17 protein-coding genes are annotated in these 18,486 nt (G+C 69.4%); 5 read left to right on the forward strand and 12 right to left on the reverse strand.

Going from position 1 to position 18,486, the window contains the following annotated elements; translation table 11 throughout:
* Position 1: 1 nt before the first annotated feature.
* From nusB to MFF07_RS17570, 3 genes are all read right to left on the reverse strand, one after another.
* A complete protein-coding gene (nusB, locus tag MFF07_RS17560) occupies positions 2–493 on the reverse strand; it encodes a transcription antitermination factor NusB (protein ID WP_147818614.1) in 492 nt (163 codons plus the stop codon).
* A complete protein-coding gene (gene ribH, locus MFF07_RS17565) occupies positions 490–981 on the reverse strand; it encodes a 6,7-dimethyl-8-ribityllumazine synthase (protein ID WP_147818615.1) in 492 nt (163 codons plus the stop codon). Before ribH ends, nusB begins: the two co-directional genes overlap by 4 nt.
* A 152-nt stretch (positions 982–1,133) precedes the next feature.
* Positions 1,134–1,850 carry a glutathione S-transferase family protein gene (locus MFF07_RS17570; RefSeq protein WP_238232501.1) on the reverse strand — a complete coding sequence of 239 codons (717 nt, stop codon included), beginning with the start codon at positions 1,848–1,850 and terminating at the stop codon, positions 1,134–1,136.
* A gap of 164 nt (positions 1,851–2,014) precedes the next feature.
* On the opposite strand from MFF07_RS17570, the gene MFF07_RS17575 reads away from it, so the two are divergent.
* Positions 2,015–2,380, forward strand: coding sequence for a YciI family protein (locus MFF07_RS17575; RefSeq protein WP_147818617.1), 366 nt, complete (start codon positions 2,015–2,017; stop codon positions 2,378–2,380).
* Here the strand turns inward: MFF07_RS17575 and MFF07_RS17580 are convergent.
* From MFF07_RS17580 to MFF07_RS17605, 6 genes are all read right to left on the reverse strand, one after another.
* Positions 2,350–3,003 (reverse strand): riboflavin synthase, encoded by a 654-nt coding sequence (locus MFF07_RS17580; protein ID WP_147818618.1) that lies wholly within the window; start codon positions 3,001–3,003, stop codon positions 2,350–2,352. The genes MFF07_RS17575 and MFF07_RS17580 overlap by 31 nt on opposite strands.
* Before the next feature lie 6 nt (positions 3,004–3,009).
* Positions 3,010–4,125 carry a bifunctional diaminohydroxyphosphoribosylaminopyrimidine deaminase/5-amino-6-(5-phosphoribosylamino)uracil reductase RibD gene (gene ribD / locus MFF07_RS17585; protein ID WP_348641974.1) on the reverse strand — a complete coding sequence of 372 codons (1,116 nt, stop codon included), beginning with the start codon at positions 4,123–4,125 and terminating at the stop codon, positions 3,010–3,012.
* Positions 4,122–4,649, reverse strand: a complete 528-nt coding sequence (nrdR, locus tag MFF07_RS17590) for a transcriptional regulator NrdR (protein ID WP_147818620.1) — start codon at positions 4,647–4,649, stop codon at positions 4,122–4,124. The genes ribD and nrdR overlap by 4 nt, the downstream gene beginning before the upstream one ends.
* A 99-nt stretch (positions 4,650–4,748) precedes the next feature.
* Positions 4,749–6,053 carry a serine hydroxymethyltransferase gene (gene glyA / locus MFF07_RS17595; protein ID WP_147818621.1) on the reverse strand — a complete coding sequence of 435 codons (1,305 nt, stop codon included), beginning with the start codon at positions 6,051–6,053 and terminating at the stop codon, positions 4,749–4,751.
* A 192-nt stretch (positions 6,054–6,245) separates the two neighbouring features.
* The gene (locus tag MFF07_RS17600) at positions 6,246–6,701 is read right to left on the reverse strand and encodes a DMT family transporter (RefSeq protein WP_147818622.1); all 456 of its coding nucleotides are present in this window, start codon (positions 6,699–6,701) and stop codon (positions 6,246–6,248) included.
* Between the two features lie 133 nt (positions 6,702–6,834).
* Positions 6,835–8,157, reverse strand: coding sequence for a L,D-transpeptidase family protein (locus tag MFF07_RS17605; protein WP_147818623.1), 1,323 nt, complete (start codon positions 8,155–8,157; stop codon positions 6,835–6,837).
* Between the two features lie 235 nt (positions 8,158–8,392).
* Here MFF07_RS17605 and MFF07_RS17610 point away from each other — a divergent pair, with 235 nt between their 5' ends.
* The 4 genes from MFF07_RS17610 (at position 8,393) to MFF07_RS17625 (ending at position 13,245) form a co-directional block, all read left to right on the forward strand.
* Positions 8,393–8,800 carry a hypothetical protein gene (locus MFF07_RS17610; RefSeq protein ID WP_238232502.1) on the forward strand — a complete coding sequence of 136 codons (408 nt, stop codon included), beginning with the start codon at positions 8,393–8,395 and terminating at the stop codon, positions 8,798–8,800.
* Positions 8,801–8,854: 54 nt separating this feature from the next.
* On the forward strand, positions 8,855–9,880 hold the full coding sequence (locus tag MFF07_RS17615) for a copper chaperone PCu(A)C domain-containing protein (protein ID WP_147820253.1): 1,026 nt from the start codon (positions 8,855–8,857) through the stop codon (positions 9,878–9,880).
* A 115-nt stretch (positions 9,881–9,995) separates the two neighbouring features.
* A complete protein-coding gene (locus tag MFF07_RS17620; protein ID WP_238232503.1) occupies positions 9,996–12,104 on the forward strand; it encodes a TonB-dependent receptor family protein in 2,109 nt (702 codons plus the stop codon).
* 166 nt (positions 12,105–12,270) lie between these two features.
* Positions 12,271–13,245 carry an alginate O-acetyltransferase AlgX-related protein gene (locus MFF07_RS17625; RefSeq protein WP_147820257.1) on the forward strand — a complete coding sequence of 325 codons (975 nt, stop codon included), beginning with the start codon at positions 12,271–12,273 and terminating at the stop codon, positions 13,243–13,245.
* Between the two features lie 167 nt (positions 13,246–13,412).
* Here the strand turns inward: MFF07_RS17625 and MFF07_RS17630 are convergent, their stop codons facing one another.
* The 3 genes from MFF07_RS17630 to MFF07_RS17640 form a co-directional block, all read right to left on the reverse strand.
* On the reverse strand, positions 13,413–13,727 hold the full coding sequence (locus tag MFF07_RS17630; RefSeq protein ID WP_238232504.1) for a DUF6894 family protein: 315 nt from the start codon (positions 13,725–13,727) through the stop codon (positions 13,413–13,415).
* Positions 13,728–14,042: 315 nt separating this feature from the next.
* Positions 14,043–16,463, reverse strand: a complete 2,421-nt coding sequence (locus tag MFF07_RS17635) for a penicillin-binding protein 1A (RefSeq protein ID WP_147820259.1) — start codon at positions 16,461–16,463, stop codon at positions 14,043–14,045.
* A 180-nt stretch (positions 16,464–16,643) separates the two neighbouring features.
* A complete protein-coding gene (locus MFF07_RS17640) occupies positions 16,644–17,951 on the reverse strand; it encodes an N-acetylmuramoyl-L-alanine amidase (protein WP_147820261.1) in 1,308 nt (435 codons plus the stop codon).
* Positions 17,952–18,486 lie beyond the last annotated feature (535 nt).

Below are 18,486 nucleotides of genomic sequence, written 5' to 3' on the forward strand. Positions count from 1 at the left end.
CTCACCCCTGGCGGCCGGCGGCCGGCAGCGCCAGTTCCTCGGCGCGCACGTCGCGGGCGACGCGGTCGAGGACGCCGTTGACGAGGCCGGGCTCGTCGCCGTCGTAAAAGCTGTGGGCGACGTCGACATATTCGGAGATGGCCGAGCGGGCCGGCACGTCGCGGCGAAACAGCAGCTCGTAGGCGCCGGCGCGCAGGATGGCGCGCAAAACCGCCTCGATGCGCTTCAACGGCCAGCCCTTCACCAGCGCCTTGTCGAGCACAGGATCGATCGCCCGCTGCTCGTCGACGGTGCCGCGCAGCAGGTCGCGAAAGAAGACGGCGTCGGCGGGGGGGTGCTGGATGCCCTCGACCTCGCTGCCGATCCAGAAGGCCTCGAACTCGGCCAGCGCCTCAAGCGTACCCTTGCCCGAGATCTCCATCTCGTAGAGCGCCTGGACCACGGCGAGGCGGGCGCCGCTGCGCTCGGATTTCGTCTGGGGCGATTTGCTCATCGGGCGCGCTCCGCGTCGCGCTTCAGCGCGAGGATCGTGAGCGCGGCGCGGGCCGCGCCGCCGCCCTTGTCCATGTCGTCGGCCCGGGCGCGGGCCATGGCCTGATCGTGGTTCTCGACGGTGAGGATGCCGTTGCCCAGCGGCAGCCGTTCCCGGACCGAGAGGTCCATCAGGCCGCGCGCGCTCTCGTTGGCGACGGTGTCGTAGTGGCTGGTCTCGCCACGGATGACGCAGCCGAGCGCCACGACGGCGTCGAAGGGCTGGCCGGCCGCCCGCGCCCCGTCGAGCAGGATGGCGATCGCCGCGGGCAGCTCCAGCGCCCCCGGCACCGTGACGAAGGACGCCGCCGCCCCGGCCGCGCTCAGCGCGCGGCGCGCCCCGTCGAGAAGGGCGTCGGCGACGTCGTCGTAGAAGCGCGCCTCGATGACGAGGACGCGCGCGCCGGCGGCATCGATCGGCGCGGCCGCATCCCGGCTGTGTGAGACCATGGAGTCCAAAAATCCGAAGAGGAGAAGCGGCGCATCCTCGCAACGCCCTCGCCGGCTTCGTGGTGGCGCGGCGTCGGGGCGTGGGCGAGCGTTAGCCCGGAACGGGCCGGAGCGGCAAGGCGGGGGGAGCGAGGCAGGCCAGCGTCCGGTTTTCAGGCCGACGGCGCCCCAAACTCCGGACAGTATCGTTCGCGCATTCGCGCCTCGTAGGCCACGAGGTTGGGCTGAGCTTCCATCGCCGTGCGCAGCGGGGTCTCGAATACCGGGCAGAGGGTGGCGGCGACGAAGGCGTAGGCCGTGGCGTCGGCGCCGGAGGGGGTAGGGCCGAGGAGGTACGGCTTGTCGCCGAGGATGTCGCCGAGCGCCGCGATCGAGCGGAGGCCCAGTGCCTCGATCGTGGGCCGGTCGTGCCGGCCGAGGCCGTGGGCGTGCAGGTTGCCGCGGACCTTGCGGCGGATCAGCGCCTGGATGAGCGGCCGGACCGGGGCCGGCACCGCCTTGAAGAAGTTCGCCGGGCCGCGCGCGAAGTTCGCGTTGTCGACCCAGCGGGCATGGACGATCGCCCAGTAGAGGTGGTCCTCCAGCATCTTTTCCACCGTCCAGCCGGTGGCGGTCTTGGCCGGTGCGTAGCCGGCGTCGAAGGCGATGCCGTGGGCTTTTTCGAGGTGCCAGCGGATCAGGGTCGAATCGGCGACCACGGTTGCGCCGTCGCGCAGATATGGCAGCTTGCCCTTGGGGGCCTGGCGAAAACCGCCGCTGTCGGTGGTGAAGGGCAGGCCCGACATGGCGAGCAGCACCTGCGCCTTCATCACGAAGGGGCTCGGATCGGGCAGGCCGAATTGCGGGCCGAAGGTGTAGAGCGTGATCATCGGCCTGTCCGTCCCGGTCGGGGCGGAGCCTCGGCCGGGCCGGCGCGGGTGGTCAAGCCCGGGGCCGGGGGCCGGGAAAATTTTCGAGCGCGTGTCGGCCCGTCTCCCGCTCCTGCGTCTTCAGGTCGAGGCCGGCACGGCCTCTACACCGGGGAGACACGGCGATGCGCGTGATGGTTCTGGTCAAGGCGACGGCGGAGAGCGAGGCCGGCGACATGCCCGCCGCGGAGATGCTCGCGGCGATGGGGAGGTTCAACAACGAACTCGCGGCCGCCGGCATCCTGCTGGCGGCCGACGGCCTCAAGCCGAGCGCGGCGGGCAAGCGCGTCGCCTTCGACGGCTCCGGCCGCAGCGTGAGCGACGGCCCCTTCGCCGCGACGAACGAGCTCGTCGCCGGGTTCTGGCTCTGGCAGGTCAAGGATCTCGACGAGGCCGTGGCCTGGGTGAAGCGCTGCCCCAACCCGATGCCCGGCCCAAGCGAGATCGAGATCCGGCCGCTCTACGAGATGTCCGACTTCGCGGATGTCTGAGGCCGCGCCTCGGTCAGCCGCGCGGCATAGCGGGCGATCAGGTCGACCTCGAGGTTGACACGGTCGCCGGTGCGGCGCTCGCCCCAGGTCGTGACCGCGAGCGAGTGCGGGATCAGCAGCACCGAGAACAGGTCGCCGTCCACCGTGTTGACGGTGAGCGAGGTGCCATCGAGGCAGACCGAGCCTTTTTCGGCGATGAAGCGGGCGATCTCCGACGGGGCGCGCAGGGTGAAGCGGGTGCTCGCGCCCCAGGGGCTGTCGGCCTCGGTCACCTCTTCGCGCGAGACGATCTCGCTGACGCCGTCGACATGGCCGGTGACGAGGTGGCCGCCGAGTTCGTCGCCGATCTTCAGCGAGCGCTCCAGGTTGATCCGGGTGCCCTCCCCCCAGGTGCCAAGCGTGGTGCGGGCCAGCGTTTCGGCTGCGGCGTCGATGGAGAAGCGGCAGCCGGTGCCATGCGGCGCGATCTCCACCGCCGTCAGGCAGGGGCCGGAACAGGCGATCGAGGCGCCCAGCGCGATGGTCGCCGGGTCGTAGGCGCTCTCGATGACGACACGCCGCAGCCGATCGTCGCCGGTAATTGATACGACATGGCCGACGTCGCTGATCAGGCCGGTGAACATTTCTTCTCAGGTTCTCCGCTCGTAGGTGACGGCGTGGTCGGGGCCGAGCATCCGCGCCGCGCTTTCGCACAGGTGGCCATCGCGGATCGCCGTTTCGAGATGCGGGCCGATCGCCGGCAGGCCGCCAGCGGGGCCCAGCGCCTCGGGACCGGTGAACAGGGTCAGCACGTCGATGAGGCCGGCGGCGGCCAGCGCGTCGGCGAGATGCGGGCCGCCCTCGCTGCACAGACGGGTGATGCCGCGCTCGGCCAACGCCGCGAGGGCTGCGTGCAGGTCGACCCGGCCGGCGGGATCGGAGGGGACCAACAGGACCTCGACGCCGAAGGAGGCCAGCATCCGTTTGGCATGGACCGGCGCGGAGCGCGTGGTGAGCACCAGGGTCGGCACTTCCCTTGCGCCGCGCACCAGCCGCGAGGCCGGGTTGAGCCGCAGGGACGAGTCGAGCACGACCCGCAGCGGCGAGCGCGCGTCGAGGCCCGGCAGCCGCACGGTCAGCGCCGGATCGTCGGCCCGCACCGTGCCGATCCCGACGAGGATGGCGTCGGCATGAGCGCGCCAGAGATGCACCGCGCCGTCCGCGATCGGGCCGGTGATGCGCAGGCGCTCGTCGCGGGCATGCGCGGCGAAGCCGTCGCGGGTGCGGGCGAGCTTGAGGTGGAGGCTCGGGCGGCCGCGCGTCACCCGGCTGATATGGCCGCGATGGTCGCGCGCGGCCTCGTCCCGCAGCAGGCCGGTCTCGACAGCGATGCCGGCCTCCCGCAGGAGGGCATGGCCGCGCCCGGCGACCCGCGGGTCGGGATCCTCGATCGCCGAGACGACGCGGCCGATCCCGGCCGCGACGATCGCGTCGGTGCAGGGAGGCGTGCGGCCGTGATGCGAGCAGGGTTCGAGCCCGACATAGAGCGTCGCGCCCCGAGCAAGCTCCCCGGCCATGGCCAGGGCCGTCGGCTCGCCATGCGGACGCCCGCCGGGCGCCGTCACCGCCTGCCCGACGATTTCTCCATTGGCCACGACCACGGCGCCGACCGACGGGTTCGGCCAGGTCCGGCCCTGGTTGCGCCGCCCCAGCGCCAGGGCCAGCCGCATGAAGCGGAGATCATCCGCGGATTCCGAAAAACTCACGCGCGCGACCGGGCCGTGCGGCTGCGCGGGCGGGGGGCGTCCGGTTCGGGCGCATCGCCGAAGGGCAGCGTGCCGACGTCCCCCAGGGTGCCGAGCAGGTCCTTGAAGTCCTGCGCCTCGCGAAAGTTCTTGTAGACGGAGGCGAAGCGCACATAGGCGACGTCGTCGAGGCCCTTCAGCCCCTCCATCACCGCCTCGCCGATGGCCTCGCTGGTCACCTCGCCCTCGCCGCCGCTCTCGAGCCGCCGGGTGATGCCGGAGACGAGCCGCTCCACGCGCTCGGGGTCGGCCGAGCGCTTGCGGAGCGCCACGTCGATCGAGCGCTGCAGCTTGTCGCGGTCGAAGGGTACGCGCTTGCCGGAGCGCTTGAGCACTGTGAGCTCGCGCAGCTGCACCCGCTCGAAGGTGGTGAAGCGGCCGCCGCAATCCGGGCAGACGCGCCGGCGGCGGATGGCGGAAGCGTCCTCGCTCGGGCGCGAGTCCTTCACCTGGGTATCGGGGCCGCCGCAATAGGGACACCGCATCGGCCGGCAACCTCAGTGTCGAAAACGAAAACGGCCGCGGACGAACGATCCGCGGCCGCTTCTAGCGTGGTGACGGAGGCGCCGAAAGGGCGCCCGCGGCTACTGGTAGATCGGGAAGCGCGCGGTCAGGGCGTGGACCTTCTCCTTGACCGCGGCCTCGATCGCCGGATCGCCGCCCTCGCCCTTCTCGACGAGACCGTCGAGCACTTCGACGATGAAGCCGCCGATCTGCTTGAACTCGGCGACGCCGAAGCCGCGCGAGGTCGAGGCCGGGGTGCCGAGGCGGATGCCCGAGGTGATGGTGGGCTTGGCCGGATCGAACGGCACGCCGTTCTTGTTGCAGGTGATGTCGGCCCGCGAGAGCGCGGCCTCGGCGGCCTTGCCGGTGAGGCCCTTCTTCTGCAGGTCGACCAGCATCAGGTGGTTGTCGGTGCCGCCCGAGGTGATGTCGTAGCCGCCGGTCATCAGGGTGTCGGCGAGCGCCTTGGCGTTCTCGATGACCTGCTTCGCGTAGATCTTGAACTCGGGCTTGAGCGCCTCGCCGAAGGCGACGGCCTTGGCCGCGATCACGTGCATGAGCGGGCCGCCCTGCAGGCCGGGGAAGATCGCCGAGTTGAACTTCTTGGCCAGCGCCTCGTCGTTGGTGAGGATCATGCCGCCGCGGGGGCCGCGGAGCGTCTTGTGGGTCGTCGTGGTGGCGACGTGCGCGTGCGGGAACGGCGACGGGTGGACGCCGGCCGCGACGAGACCCGCGAAGTGGGCCATGTCGACGAAGAAGATGGCGCCGACCGCGTCGGCGATCTCACGGAACTTCGCGAAGTCCCAGTGGCGCGGATAGCCCGAGCCGCCGGCGATGATCACCTTGGGCTTGTGCTCGTGGGCGAGCTTCTCGACCTGCTCCATGTCTATGCGCTGGTCCTCGCGGCGCACGCTGTAGGAGACCGGCTTGAACCACTTGCCCGAGACGTTCGGCGGAGCGCCGTGGGTGAGATGGCCGCCGGCGGCGAGGTCGAGGCCGAGGAAGGTGTCGCCCGGTTGCATGAGGGCCATGAACACGCCCTGATTCGCCTGGGAGCCGGAATTCGGCTGCACGTTGGCGAAGCCGCAACCGAACAGGCGCTTGGCGCGCTCGATGGCCAGCGTCTCGGCGACGTCGACGAACTGGCAGCCGCCGTAATAGCGGCGACCCGGATAGCCCTCGGCGTACTTGTTGGTGAGCACCGAACCCTGAGCGTCCAGCACCGCGCGGGAGACGATGTTCTCCGAGGCGATCAGCTCGATCTCGTGCTGCTGGCGTCCGAGCTCCTGTTCGAGCGCCTTGGCGAGCTCCGGATCGGTCTCGGTGACGCGGGCGGAGAAGAACTGGCTGGTGGAATCGTTGGCGGCAGCGGTACCGGCACTCATGGATGGCCTCATTCTTGGTTGTCGGGCGTAACGCACCCATCGTCCCGTGGGCGTTCACGGGGGGCGTTTCTCAGATTGCAGTTAGTACACGCGGCCACGAGGGCCGCCAACCGCAGGGGTTTTTGCCGCAAGGCTCAAAAAAATTAGCCGCGGACCGCCTTTTGCGCGTGGCGACGTGCCGCCGCAGCGTCGTCAGAACGCAGAGACCAACCCCACGCCGACGATCATCAGCGCAGCGCCCAGCAGCCGCCCTGCTCCGACCTCCCGCACCGGCACGCCGAGAAGCCCGAACTGGTCGAAGACCAATGCGCACAGGATCTGGCCGACGATGAACAGCCCGACCACGGTCGCCGCGCCGAGGCGGGGCACCAAGAGGATCGTGCCGACGATGTAGAGGACGCCGAGCAGGCCGCCGGTCCAGGCGTACCAGGGTGCGCGGGAGGCCGCGTCCAGCGACGGAACCGGCTCGCGCATCGCGGCGAGCAGGGCGGCCAGGGCGACGGCGCCGACCACGAAGTTGGTCAGCCCGGCCCAGAACGGCGAGCCGAGCGCGCCGCGAAGGCCGGCATTGACCGTCTGCTGCAGGACGAAGGCGACGCCGCCGAGCAGCGCGGCGAGATAGAGGCCGATCGAGAGGAAGGGCGCCAAGATCCGTTGCTTTCCAAAGATCCGTTGCTTTCTCGCGGGCCGGACAGAGAAAGACCCGCGCCTCCTAGACGAAAGCGCGGGTCTTTCAAAGCCTCTGCCGCCGGGGTCGAGCCACCCCGGCAAACCACCAGAACTAGTTCTCTTCGTCGCCGCCTTCGAACTGCTCGAAGCGCTGCGGGGTGGTGGCGGCGGCGCTCGCCACCGGGGTCGGGGCCTCGATGGTCGAGGGCACGTTGACGCCGTCGCGCTTGTAGATGTCGTCGCGGAACTGCACCGTGCCGTCCGGCGTCGACCAGGCGGTGATGTAGGTCCAGTAGACCGGCACGGGCGTGGTCAGCGTCGCGTCGATGCGCTGGCCGCTCTCCACGGCCTGCTCGACATGGGCACGGTCCCAGCCGGGCGTGTCCTTGAGAAGCCAAGTGATGTACTCGCGCACGTTCTGCAGGCGCACGCAGCCTGACGAGATGAAGCGGAAGTCGTCGCCGAACACGCCGCGCGAGTTCGTGTCGTGCATGAACACGCCGTAGGGGTTCGGGATGTTGATCCGCACCACGCCCATCGAGTTGAAGTCGGCGCCCGAATCCTGGCGGTAGCGGTAGCGCGTGCCCTCGTCCGAGTTCCAGTTCACCGAACGCGGCGAGACTTCGGTCTCACCGGTGAAGATGCGGATCTTGTTGTCGGTGAGGTAGTTCGGATCCTTCTGCATCTTGGGGATGAGGTCCTTCTTCACGATGGAAGCCGGAACCGTCCAGAAGGGGTTGAAATTGATCTGCGTCGCCTTGGTGTTCATGATCGGCGACTGACGGTCGATCTTGCCGACGCCGGCGGCGTGCAGGGTCACGACCTGACCGTTCTCGACCGTCTGGACGAGGGCGGCCGGGATGTTGGTGATGACGAAGCGGTTGCCCAGGTTGCCCGAATAGGAGCGCAGGCGGATCAGGTTGGTCTCGAGTTGGCGCAGGCGGATGTCGGCCGACACGTTCATGGCCGCTTGCGTGGCCGGGCTCATCTGGCCGGTCTGGCTGAGGCCGTGGCGGGCCTGGAAGCGCTTCACGCCGGCCGCGACGTAGGAATCGTAGACGCCGCCGCCGCCGGCCTGGGCGTCGAGGTCGCCGGTGACGATCAGGCGCTGGCGCAGCGCCCCGACCGCGGGGCCGCGCGAGCCGACGCGTAGGGACGCTGCGCCGGAGACCGGCTGCCAGCCGCCGCGGGAGACGATGGCGCGATACTTCTCGATGATCTGCTCGGTCGCCTCGATGGTCAGGGGCGACAGGATCGGGGTCGAGGAGCGGCGCACCTGCATGGTCGCGGGCGAGGCGTAGTCCTGGGCCCATTCGGCCTGGGCGCCGTCGCCGGAATCGCGCGCGAGCGCGGGAAGCGCGAACACGGCGGAGCCGGCCAGCAGCGCGAGGCCGAGGCGGAAGGCGGGGCGGGTGGTGGAGGCCTGATTCAGCATCGATCCAATGCTCTGATCCGGAAGGGGGCGGAGAATACGGATCCGGCCTGATCCGATACGCGCCGGAATGCGTCTACCGCTTGTGATGTCGGTCTCACGTTAAGAACACATGATCTCCGGGCTATAATATGGCGCGCCACAGCTTGACCGTGCGTGGCCGCACGCTCAGATGGATTTCGGGATGGGCTCGTGCGCGATCTGGCGGAACGGCCAGGGCCGGTCTAGAGAAACGGCGATGACCAGGGCGAGCATCGGTGACGGCGGAGGCGTGCGCGGCTGGCGCGTGCTGACGGCCGTCGTGGCGCTCTATGCCCTCGTGATGCAGGCCTTCCTCGGCGGGATCGTGGCTTCGGCCGCCGCCGCAGCGCCGTCCGCCCTGCCCTTCGACGTGCATTGCCTCGACAAGGCCGAGGCGGCCGGGCGGGCCGATCCGTCGACGCCGCAGGCTCCGGCCCACCATCACGCCGGCTGCTGCACGGCCGCGCATCCCGCCGCCGGCACGCCGCCGCCGCTCTCCGCCATGACGTCGATCGTCTGGCCGGCGCGGCGCGTCGTCCGCGTGATCTGGCGGATGGAGGGCTTCGCCTCCGCCCGCGCGCCCCCCTTCACCCTCGCCAGCGCCCGAGCGCCTCCCGCCGCCTGAACCGATCGCACCGCCTTCGTGCTCCAGATCCTTCAGACGCCGGATTTTTCCATCATGTCGAACCGCTTTTATCGGGCCGCCCTCCTCGCCGCCTTCCCCATCGCCTTCGCTTCCGCCGCAAGCGCCCACGCCGTGCTGGAGCGCAAGGAAGCCAGCCCGAACGCAGCCTATCGCGGGGTCGTGCAGATCATGCACGGCTGCGAGGGGGCGGCTACGACCCGCGTCACGGTGACGATCCCCGAGGGCGTGATCGGCGCCAAGCCGATGCCGAAGCCCGGCTGGCAGCTCGGCACCACCAAGGGCAGCTACGCCAAGGCCTACCAGTCCTTCCACGGCAAGGTCTCGGAGGGCGTCACCGCGATCACCTGGAGCGGCGGCAGCCTCGGCGACGACGAGGTCGACGAGTTCACCTTCTTTGCCCGCATCACCGACGAATTTTCGCCGGGCGCCACCGTCTACTTTCCCGTCGAGCAGGAATGCGCCGGCGGGGCCGACAAGGGCGGGATCGCCTGGACGCAGATCCCGCAGGCGGGCCAGGATCCGCACGATCTCAAGACCCCTGCGCCGGGCGTCAGGATCATCGCCGCCAAGGCGATTGAGAAGGTCGGTTCGAAGGGCGACGCGCCGGCTCCGATCAAGGCGGGCGATCTCACGATCGAGACGCCGTGGCTGCGCGCCACCCCCGGCGGCGCCAAGGTGGCCGGCGGCTACGTCTCCGTGAGCAATGCCGGAGCCCAGCCCGACCGGCTGATCGGCGCATCGATTCCTCAGGCGGGACGGGGCGAGATCCATTCGATGTCGACCGAGGGCGGCGTGATGAAGATGGCGCCCGTCGAGGGCGGCCTTGCGGTTCCGGCCGGCGGCAACGTCGCGCTCAAGCCCGGCGGCCTGCACCTGATGTTCCTCGACCTGCACGACGGCCTCAAGGCCGGCGAGACGGTGCAGGGCACGCTCGAATTCGAGCGGGCCGGCAAGGTGCCGGTGAGCTTCACGGTCGCACCGATCGGCGCGCAGGGTCCTGCTGCCCAGGGTCCCGGTATGCAGGGCGCGGCCTCGGCTGCGGCCGAGCACCAGCACTGACCGTTTCCCTGCGCCCGGCCGCCGGCCGGGCGCGACGGCCCCGCCCCATCCCTCTGTCGACGACCCGCAGCCCCTCGCCTTTCGTGGCGGGCGCGGCGCGGGCGTGGAGCCAGCCATGCCCTTCTCCCGTTCTGGCGGAGCCTGCGCGCTCGCCTGCTGCCTGCTGACCTCGCCCGCCGCCCTCGCGGTGCCCGCCACCGAGACCTCCACCACCCTTGCCGAACTCAGCGTCGAGGGCGGTGGCCCGGCGGGGGGCGGCTCTCTCACGGTTCCGAGCGTCGCCGAGCAGCGTAGGGCGGTGAATTCCACCGTCGGCTCCGTCGCCTTCGTCGATGCGGATGCGTTCAAGAACAGCTACGCCAACACGCTGCGCGACGTCCTCAAGGATACCCCCGGGGTGTTCGTGCAGGAGCGCTACGGACAGGAGTTGCGCCTCTCGATCCGTGGATCGGGCATCGCGCGCGGCTTCCACCTGCGCGGCATCGAGCTCCTGCAGGACGGCATCCCGCTGAACTTCGCCGACGGCAGCGGCGACTTCTACCAGGTCGATCCGCTCTCCTTGCGCTCGGCCGAGGTCTACAAGGGCGGCAACGCGCTCACCTTCGGCGCGACCACCCTCGGCGGCGCCGTCAACTTCGTGACGCCTACCGCCTACACCGCCTTCGCGCCGAACATTTTTCGCGTGGACGGCGGCAGCTTCGGCACGATCCGCGAGAACGTGCAGATGTCGCGGATCGAAGGGCCGGTCGACGCGCTCATCAACGCGACGATCACCAATTCCGACGGCTACCGGAGCCACGAAACCCAGCGCACACAGAACTTCAATGCCAATGTCGGCTACAAGATCGCCCCCGGTATCGAGACGCGGTTCTACGCGGGAATCTACCTCACCGACCAGAAGCTGCCGGGCACGCTGAGCCTGTCCGACGCGCTGAACAACCCGCGGCTCGCCAACCCCAGCGCCATCACCGGCAACCAATCGCGCAAGGTCCAGACCGAGCGGCTCGCCAACCGCACCGCGTTCGAACTCGACGTCGGCCGCCTCGACGTCGATTCCTGGGTGATCCACAAGAACCTCTACCACCCGATCTTCCAGGTGATCGACCAGGACGGCCTGACCTACGGGATCTCGCCGCACTGGTCCGGAACCTTCGATGTCGCCGGCTTTCGCAACGACACGATCCTGGGCTTGCGGGCGTTTGCCGGGGTGAATCAGGCGAACCAGTTCGTGAACATCGCCGGCCGCAGCGGGGCCCAGACCGTCAACGCCCTCCAGAGCGCCTCGAACTACGAGGCCTATGGCGAGAACCGCTTCTGGTTCCTGCCCGACGTGGCGCTGATGACGGGGCTGAAGGCGTTCTCCTCGAACCGCACCTTCTCGAACAAGGGCGGCCTGCCGGCGAGCCCGGCCGCCCGCTTCGGCAACGTGACCTACGAGGGCGTCAACCCGAAGGTCGGCCTGCTCTGGCAGCCGCTGCCGGACATCCAGGTCTTCGGCGACGTCACCCGCTCGCGCGACGTGCCCGACTTCTCGGACCTCGCCCAGATGAACACCCTCGGCGTCACCTTCGTACCGCTCCAGGCCCAGCGCGCCTGGACCTACGAGGCGGGCACGCGCGGGCGCATCGACCGCCTGACCTGGGACGTGACGCTGTACCGGGCCGACATCCGGGACGAGCTGATCAACTTCGCGATCAATCCCGGCCTGAACATCCCGGCGGCGACCTTCAACGCGCCGCGCACGGTCCACCAGGGCGTCGAGGCGGCGGTCTCCGTGGAGGTGCTGCGCGACCTCACCGGCCTCGGCGATACGCTCAACGTCGCCCAGGTCTGGACGCATAACGACTTCCGTTTCGTGAACGACCCGACCTTCGGCAACAACAGGATCGCCGGCATCCCGCAGGACGTGCTGCGCACGATCGTGACCTACACGCAGCCGGGCGGCTTCTACCTCGCGCCCTCGATCGACTGGGTGCCGCAGGGTGCCTTCGCCGACCATGCCAATTCGCTGAAGGTGCCGGGCTACGCGCTGTTCAACGTGCGGACGGGCATCGACTTCGCCAACGGCATCTCGCTGTTCCTCGACGCCCGCAACCTCGCCGACGCCCGCTACGTCTCCGACATCTCGGTGGTGACCAATGCGGCGACGGTCGCCGGCGGCCCGGTGGCGTTCTATCCGGGCAACGGCCGCAGCGTGTTCGGCGGGGTCAGGGCGTCGTTCTGACGCCCGTCCCTTCGAAAACCGCGGCGTGCATCGCCCTCGGCACGGGCGCTTGGCCTCGATGCGCGCCCGCGGCTAAGTGCTTCCCACGAAACTCTCGCGTCACCGTTGCAGTCGTGGGATCACGCCCGATGACCGGGCGTTTCGTGAGAGACACGCGACGGAGCCGATGCTCGCCACCCGACAGCAGGACGCCGCCACGCCCTCCTCCTCTGCTGCCGAGGTGCATGTCGGGCGCGACGGCTGGCTCTTCCTCACCGGCGGCCGCAACCGCGTCCTCGACCAGTTCGGCAGGCCGGGCTTCTCGCGACGGACGCTGTGGCGGTGGCGGAGTCATCTCGCCGAGCGGGTGCGGCGGAGCGCGCGGTTCGGGGCGGCCTATCTCCACGTCGTCGCGCCGGAGAAGCTCACGATCTACCACGACGCCGTCGATGGCCTCGCCTTCGACCCGGAGCGGGCTCCGGCGCTGCGGCTCCGGCGCTGGCTGCGCGGTTCGGCGGGCGCGAAGGCGCTGGTCGATCTCGTCGGCCCGATGCGGGCGGCGCGCTGGGAGGTTCCGCTCTACCGGCGCACCGACACGCACTGGACCTTTGCGGGCTGCGATCTCGCCTACCGCACGATCCTCGCCCGCCTCGACGTCGCGCCCCGCGACGACATCGCCGCCCGGCGGCTGCAGGAGACGTTCTCGTATTCCGGGGATCTCGCGACCAAGCTCACGCCGATGCCGGTGGAGACGGTCGAGAACTGCCGGTTCGAGAGTGCGGCGCGGCGCATCCACGCCAACGGCCTGCTGAGCCATTTCGAGGCCGCCGGCCGGCCGATGGACGCGCATATCGGCGCCCATGCGGTCTTCCGCAACGACGACCCCGAGGCCGATCCGCGCCGGATCGTGATCTTCGGCGATTCCTATGCGCAGCACAGCGCCATGAGCCCGGTGGCGACGCTGACGCCATTCCTCGCCGACAGGTTTCGCGAGGTCCATTTCCTGTGGTCGACGAGCATGGACTGGGACTATCTGGCCGAGGTCCGGCCCGATGTGGTGATCGGCGAGATCGCCGAGCGCTTCATGATCGATGCCCCGGCCCGCAACATGCGGATCGGGGCGCTGGCCGACCTCGCCATGGCGCGCAAGGCATCTGTCTGAGGGAGGATCGCAAGCGCCGCGATCCCTGCGGTTCTCCGCCGGAGGCATGGCCGAGACAGCCCGATGACGGGATGATGCGGGGCGCAGGTCGTCACGAACCAAGTCGGTTCCGCGGCGGCCCGCGTCCTGGCCGTCGTGAGGGACCGTTTCGAACGTATGCCGTCGCGTCAGCGTCGCGGCAACGTGGAACGCACCTGATCGTCCGTCTGCATCGCCACCACGGGCGTCTCCATGAAACGGACCTCGAGCTGGAACAGGACGAGCCCCGCCTCGTCGCTGACCTCCATCGTCCAGCCGTTGCCGGATTGAAGCTTGTCGCCCTCGTTGATCAGGATGAGGCCGGCCATGCGGATGGCCTCGCGGCGGGCCTGCTGCCAGTCGATCAGTTCGGTTCCGTCCGTGTCGGTCGTGCCGGTGCCGTCGAAGACGTTGAAGAAGAAACGAGCTATGGCAGGCTCCACGCAGGACAGGCGGGAGCACACGCAACTCTCAGCCACCGGCGCCCAAGATCGTTGGCCGGTGATGGGACAAACATACGACTATGTCGGGTTTCCGACAAATCCTTCGATCCGATTTGTCGAAGTTTCCTCAGGCCCGGTCGAATAGTTTCCGATGTACCGCCGGCTCATGCCGTTTCTGGTTGATTGTATCGGGCATCGAAACAACCGGTGCCTGCTTTCGCAAGGACGGAGGCGGACCTGTCGGTTCCGTCGGAAGCCGTCTCAGGGCGGCGCGTTCGGCGGAAGGCCGCCGCTGCACCGCGACGCAGGACGAGTCGCGCTCGGCCCCTGTCGGGATCAGTAGACCCCGCCGGTCTGCGCGGCGGCGCCGGCGCCCTCGGGCACCATGGTCGGCGCGTCGGGCTGGGCGACGTAGGCGTCCGGCGGTGCGGTGCCCGGCTTGAAGGCTTCGAGGATCGTGCCGGCGCCCTCGCCCGAGCCGGCACGGGTGCCGGAGCCGGCCGAGACGCGGATCAGCTTGATTCCCGGCGGCACCCGGAACGGGGTCGGCGGCTTGTCCTTGAGGGCGACCTTGAGGAAGTCGAGGGCGATGGGCGCAGCGAGCCCGCCACCTGTGGCGCGGTCGCCGAGCGACTTCGGCTTGTCGAAGCCGAGATAGACGCCCACGGCCAGGTCCGGCGAGAAGCCCACGAACCAGGCGTCCTTGGCGTCGTTCGTCGTGCCGGTCTTGCCGGCGAGCGGCTTGCCGATCTGCTTCAGGATCGTCGCGGTGCCGCGCTGGACCACGCCCTCCATGATCGAGACCATCTGGTAGGCGGTGAGCGGATCGAGCACCTGCTCGGATTCGTCGACGAGCTTCGGCTCGTCCTGGCCCGACCACTTCTCCGCGTCGCAGCCGACGCATTTGCGGTTGTCGTGGCGGTAGATGGTCTCGCCGGTGCGGTCCTGGATCCGGTCGATCAGCGTCGGCCTGATGCGGCGGCCGCCATTGGCCAGCATCGAATAGGCGGTGACCATTCGCAGCACCGTGGTCTCGCCGGCGCCGAGCGACATCGGAAGCACGGGGAGCAGATCGTCGTAGACGCCGAAGCGGCGGGCATATTCCGCGATCAGCGGCATGCCGACGTCCTTGGCGAGGCGCACCGTCATCAGGTTCTTCGAGTGCTCGATGCCGTAGCGCAGCGTATGCGGGCCGCCGGACTTGCCGTCGTAGTTCGACGGGCTCCAGGCTTCCTGGCCGGGACCGGCCTCGATGGTGATCGGCGAATCCTGCACGATCGAGGACGGGGTGTAGCCGTTGTCGAGCGCCGCAGAGTAGACGATCGGCTTGAACGACGAGCCGGGCTGGCGCATCGCCTGCGTCGCGCGGTTGAACTCGGATTCGTCGTAGGAGAAGCCGCCGACCATGGCGTGCACGCGGCCGGTATAGGGGTCCATCGCGACGATGGCGCCGGAGATCTCGGGCTTCTGGCGCAGGCGGTAGCGTCCGGTTCCACCCTCGATGGCCTCGACATAGACGATGTCGCCCGAACTCAGCGCCGAGGCGACGCCCCGGCCGGTCCACTTGACGCCGTCGGCGCCGATGATGCCGGTCTCGCGGTCCTTGCTGACGGCGCCGCCGCCTTCGCGTCGTGGCTGCAGGCCGATCTGCGCATTGCCGCCCTGGGTGTTCAGGACGACGGCGACACGCCAGGGGGCGATATCGCCGAGCACCGGCACCTCGGAGACGGCGAGGCCCCAGTCGCGCCCGGTCAGGTCGACCTTGTGCTCGGCGCCGCGCCAGCCGTGGGACTGGTCGTAGCGTACGAGGCCGTCGACCAGCGCCTTGCGGGCCCAGGCCTGCATCTTCGGGTCGACGGTGGCGCGCACCGAGAGGCCGCCTTCGTAGAGCTTTGTCTGGCCGTAGCGCTCGGCGATCTCGCGGCGGACCTCTTCGGTGAAGTAGTTCGAGACGGCCGCGTTCGGGAAGGCGACGCGCGGGTTGATGCCGAGCGGCTTCTTCTTGGCGTCGTCCGCCTCCTGATTGGTGATGTACCCGTTCTGGGCCATCAGGCCGATGATCTCGTTGCGGCGCGCCAGCGCCGCCTGGGTCTTGCGGTAGGGGTGGTAGTTGTTCGGCCCCTTCGGCAGCGCGGCGAGATAGGCCGCCTCGTTGATGGTCAGCTCATGGACCGACTTGCCGAAGTAATCGAGCGAGGCCGCCGCGACGCCGTGCAGGTTGCGGCCCGGGACGATGGTGCCGAGGAAGATCTCGTTGAGGTAGAGTTCGAGGATCTTGTCCTTCGAGTAGGCCGACTCGATCCGGAGCGCGATCAGCGCCTCCTTGATCTTGCGGTCGTAGGTCTGCTCGGCCGAGAGCAGGAAGTTCTTGGCGACCTGCTGCGTGATGGTCGAGGCGCCCTGCTTCTTGCCGGTGGCCTGGTTCGTCACCAGGGCGCGCACGATGCCCTCGGGATCGATGCCGCCGTGCTTGTAGAAGTTCTTGTCCTCCGCCGAGAGGAAGGCCGCGACGATGACCTTCGGCATCGCCTGGATCGGCAGGTAGAGGCGGCGCTCGTGGGCGTATTCCGCCAGCATCGAGCCGTCCGCCGCGTGGACGCGGGTCATCACCGGCGGCTCGTAATTGGCGAGCGCGGCGTGGTCCGGCAGGTCCTGGCTGTACTTCCAATAGAAGAACGCGCCGACGGCCGCCGCGATGCAGAACAGCACGGCGCCGGCCGAGAACAGGATCCCGAAGAACCGCAGGATGAATCGCATCCGGATGTCCGTTCCGTCGCTTGGCCGCCCGCCGACGGCCCCGCGGGGCCGGCCGGTAGTGGATGCGGCCTCAAAGGCTGTGTGCGTCGGCGCGGTCGCGAGCCATTCGGCGGCTTCGGCCCGACCGGGCTTGATCGAGCCCGTATCGACACCGGTTCTATGGTGAAACTGCGGCGACCTCTACCGCGACCCGCCCAACCGCGGCATCGTCATGGCCGAGCCGGTGAAAGCGCTGCCCTTGCCGAAGGGCACCGAGCCGGTGGTGCTCGGCGGTGCGCCGATCGGCTGGGCCGAGGTGTTGCGCCCGGCGAAGAACAGGTCGACGGCCTTGGCCATCGAGCCGGTGACGTTGGTGCGCCATTCCTCGGATTGCAGCTTCTCGAGGTCGCTCTTGCTCGACAGGTAGCCGAGCTCGACCAGCACCGAGGGTACGTCGGGCGAGCGCAGCACCACGAAGCCGGCCTCGCGATGGGGCTTGCCGCTCATCTCCATCACCGGCGACAGCTGGCCCATCAGGCGGTGGGCGAAGCCCGAGGAGAAGCCGCGGGTCTCCCGCAGCGTCAGCTCCTGCAGGATGTCCGACACGTCGGCCGGGCCGACGGCCGAGTCGGTGCCGGCGGCGGAATCCGCCTTGTTCTCGCGCTCCGCGAGCTTGGCGGATTCGGCGTCGGTCGCCTTCTCGGAGCCGGTATAGATCGTGGCGCCCTTCACCTGCGGGGCGGCCGAGATCGAATCCGCATGGATCGAGATGAACAGGTCGGCCCTGGCCTCGCGGGCGATGCGGACGCGATCGGCCAACGGCACGAACACGTCGCGGTCGCGGGTCATGGTCACGCGGTAGCGACCCCCAGCCTTCAGGCGCTCCACCAGCGATCGCGCGAAGCCGAACACGATGTCTTTCTCGAGCACGCCGGTCTTGGCGATGGCGCCGGGATCGGTGCCGCCATGTCCGGCGTCGACCACCACGAGCGGACGACTGTCGACAGCCTCCGCCGGAAGGGTCTTGCGCAGCGACGGCGAGGGGTCGCTCGCGACGGCCGCCTTGCGGAACACGTCGCGCTCGGCCCGCCTGAAGGCGATCGACAGGAGCGTCGCGCCGTCGCGCCGCGTCTTCGTCTCGATCCCGTCGACGACGGCCGGGCCGGCGAGATCGACGACGATGCGCGAGCGGCCCGGCGCGAACAGGCCATAGCGGTAGGAGGTGACGACGCCCTCCCGCTTGATTCCGGCCTCCGGGCCGATTTGGAAGTTGACCTCCGGCAGGTCGATCACCGCCCGGTCCGGCCGCTCCATCACGAAGGCGCGGGCCTCGACGGGTTTGGACAGGATCAGGGTGAGGGTGGTCGCGGTGCCCTGCGTGGCGAGTTCGGCTCCGATCGCCACCGCGCCCATGCGTAGCTTGTCGTTGTCCTGGGCGAATGCCGGCACGCTGGCGGAGAGCGCCAGCGCGAGCAGGACGGTCGGAAACGGGCGGGCGCGTGTCGGCATCGGCGGGCGTCTGGTTCCCCGGGGCCTGTCTCTAGGACTTAGAGCGATCGTGGTTAAGCATTCCTTTTCGGCCGGAATTCGGCCCTCGATCCATCGCTGCCGAGCGGCGGCGTCCGGAACGCGCGCACCGGGCTTTGGTCGCAGGGCTGCGACCATCGCGAAAACCTGTCATCGAAACAGACTCTTGCCAAACGCGCGTGACAAACGCTAATGAAACCGACCCCATCCGGTCCCGATGGTCACACTTGCGGCCTTCGGACGCGGAAAGCCCCCTCGCGTGCTTCTCGCAGCCGGCTCCTCGTGGTGATCTTCGGACACGTTTCGAGGCCGGATCGGTGTCGGCAAGCGCGACGGGGATTTTTGTCCCGCCGCACCTGTTTCGAATGACATGCGGCCGGCATGACCGGTCAGGAATCTTCGTGAGGCCGGAAGGGATGGGGGGACACACAGCATCGGTTGCCGTTGCTCGTGCCTCCCGCGCACGCCCGTCGCGTTGCGCCGTCTCCTTCCTCCCGCCGGCCATGTTCAACCCCAG

This window comes from Methylobacterium thuringiense (assembly GCF_022179645.1).
Taxonomy (GTDB): Bacteria; Pseudomonadota; Alphaproteobacteria; order Rhizobiales; family Beijerinckiaceae; genus Methylobacterium; species Methylobacterium thuringiense.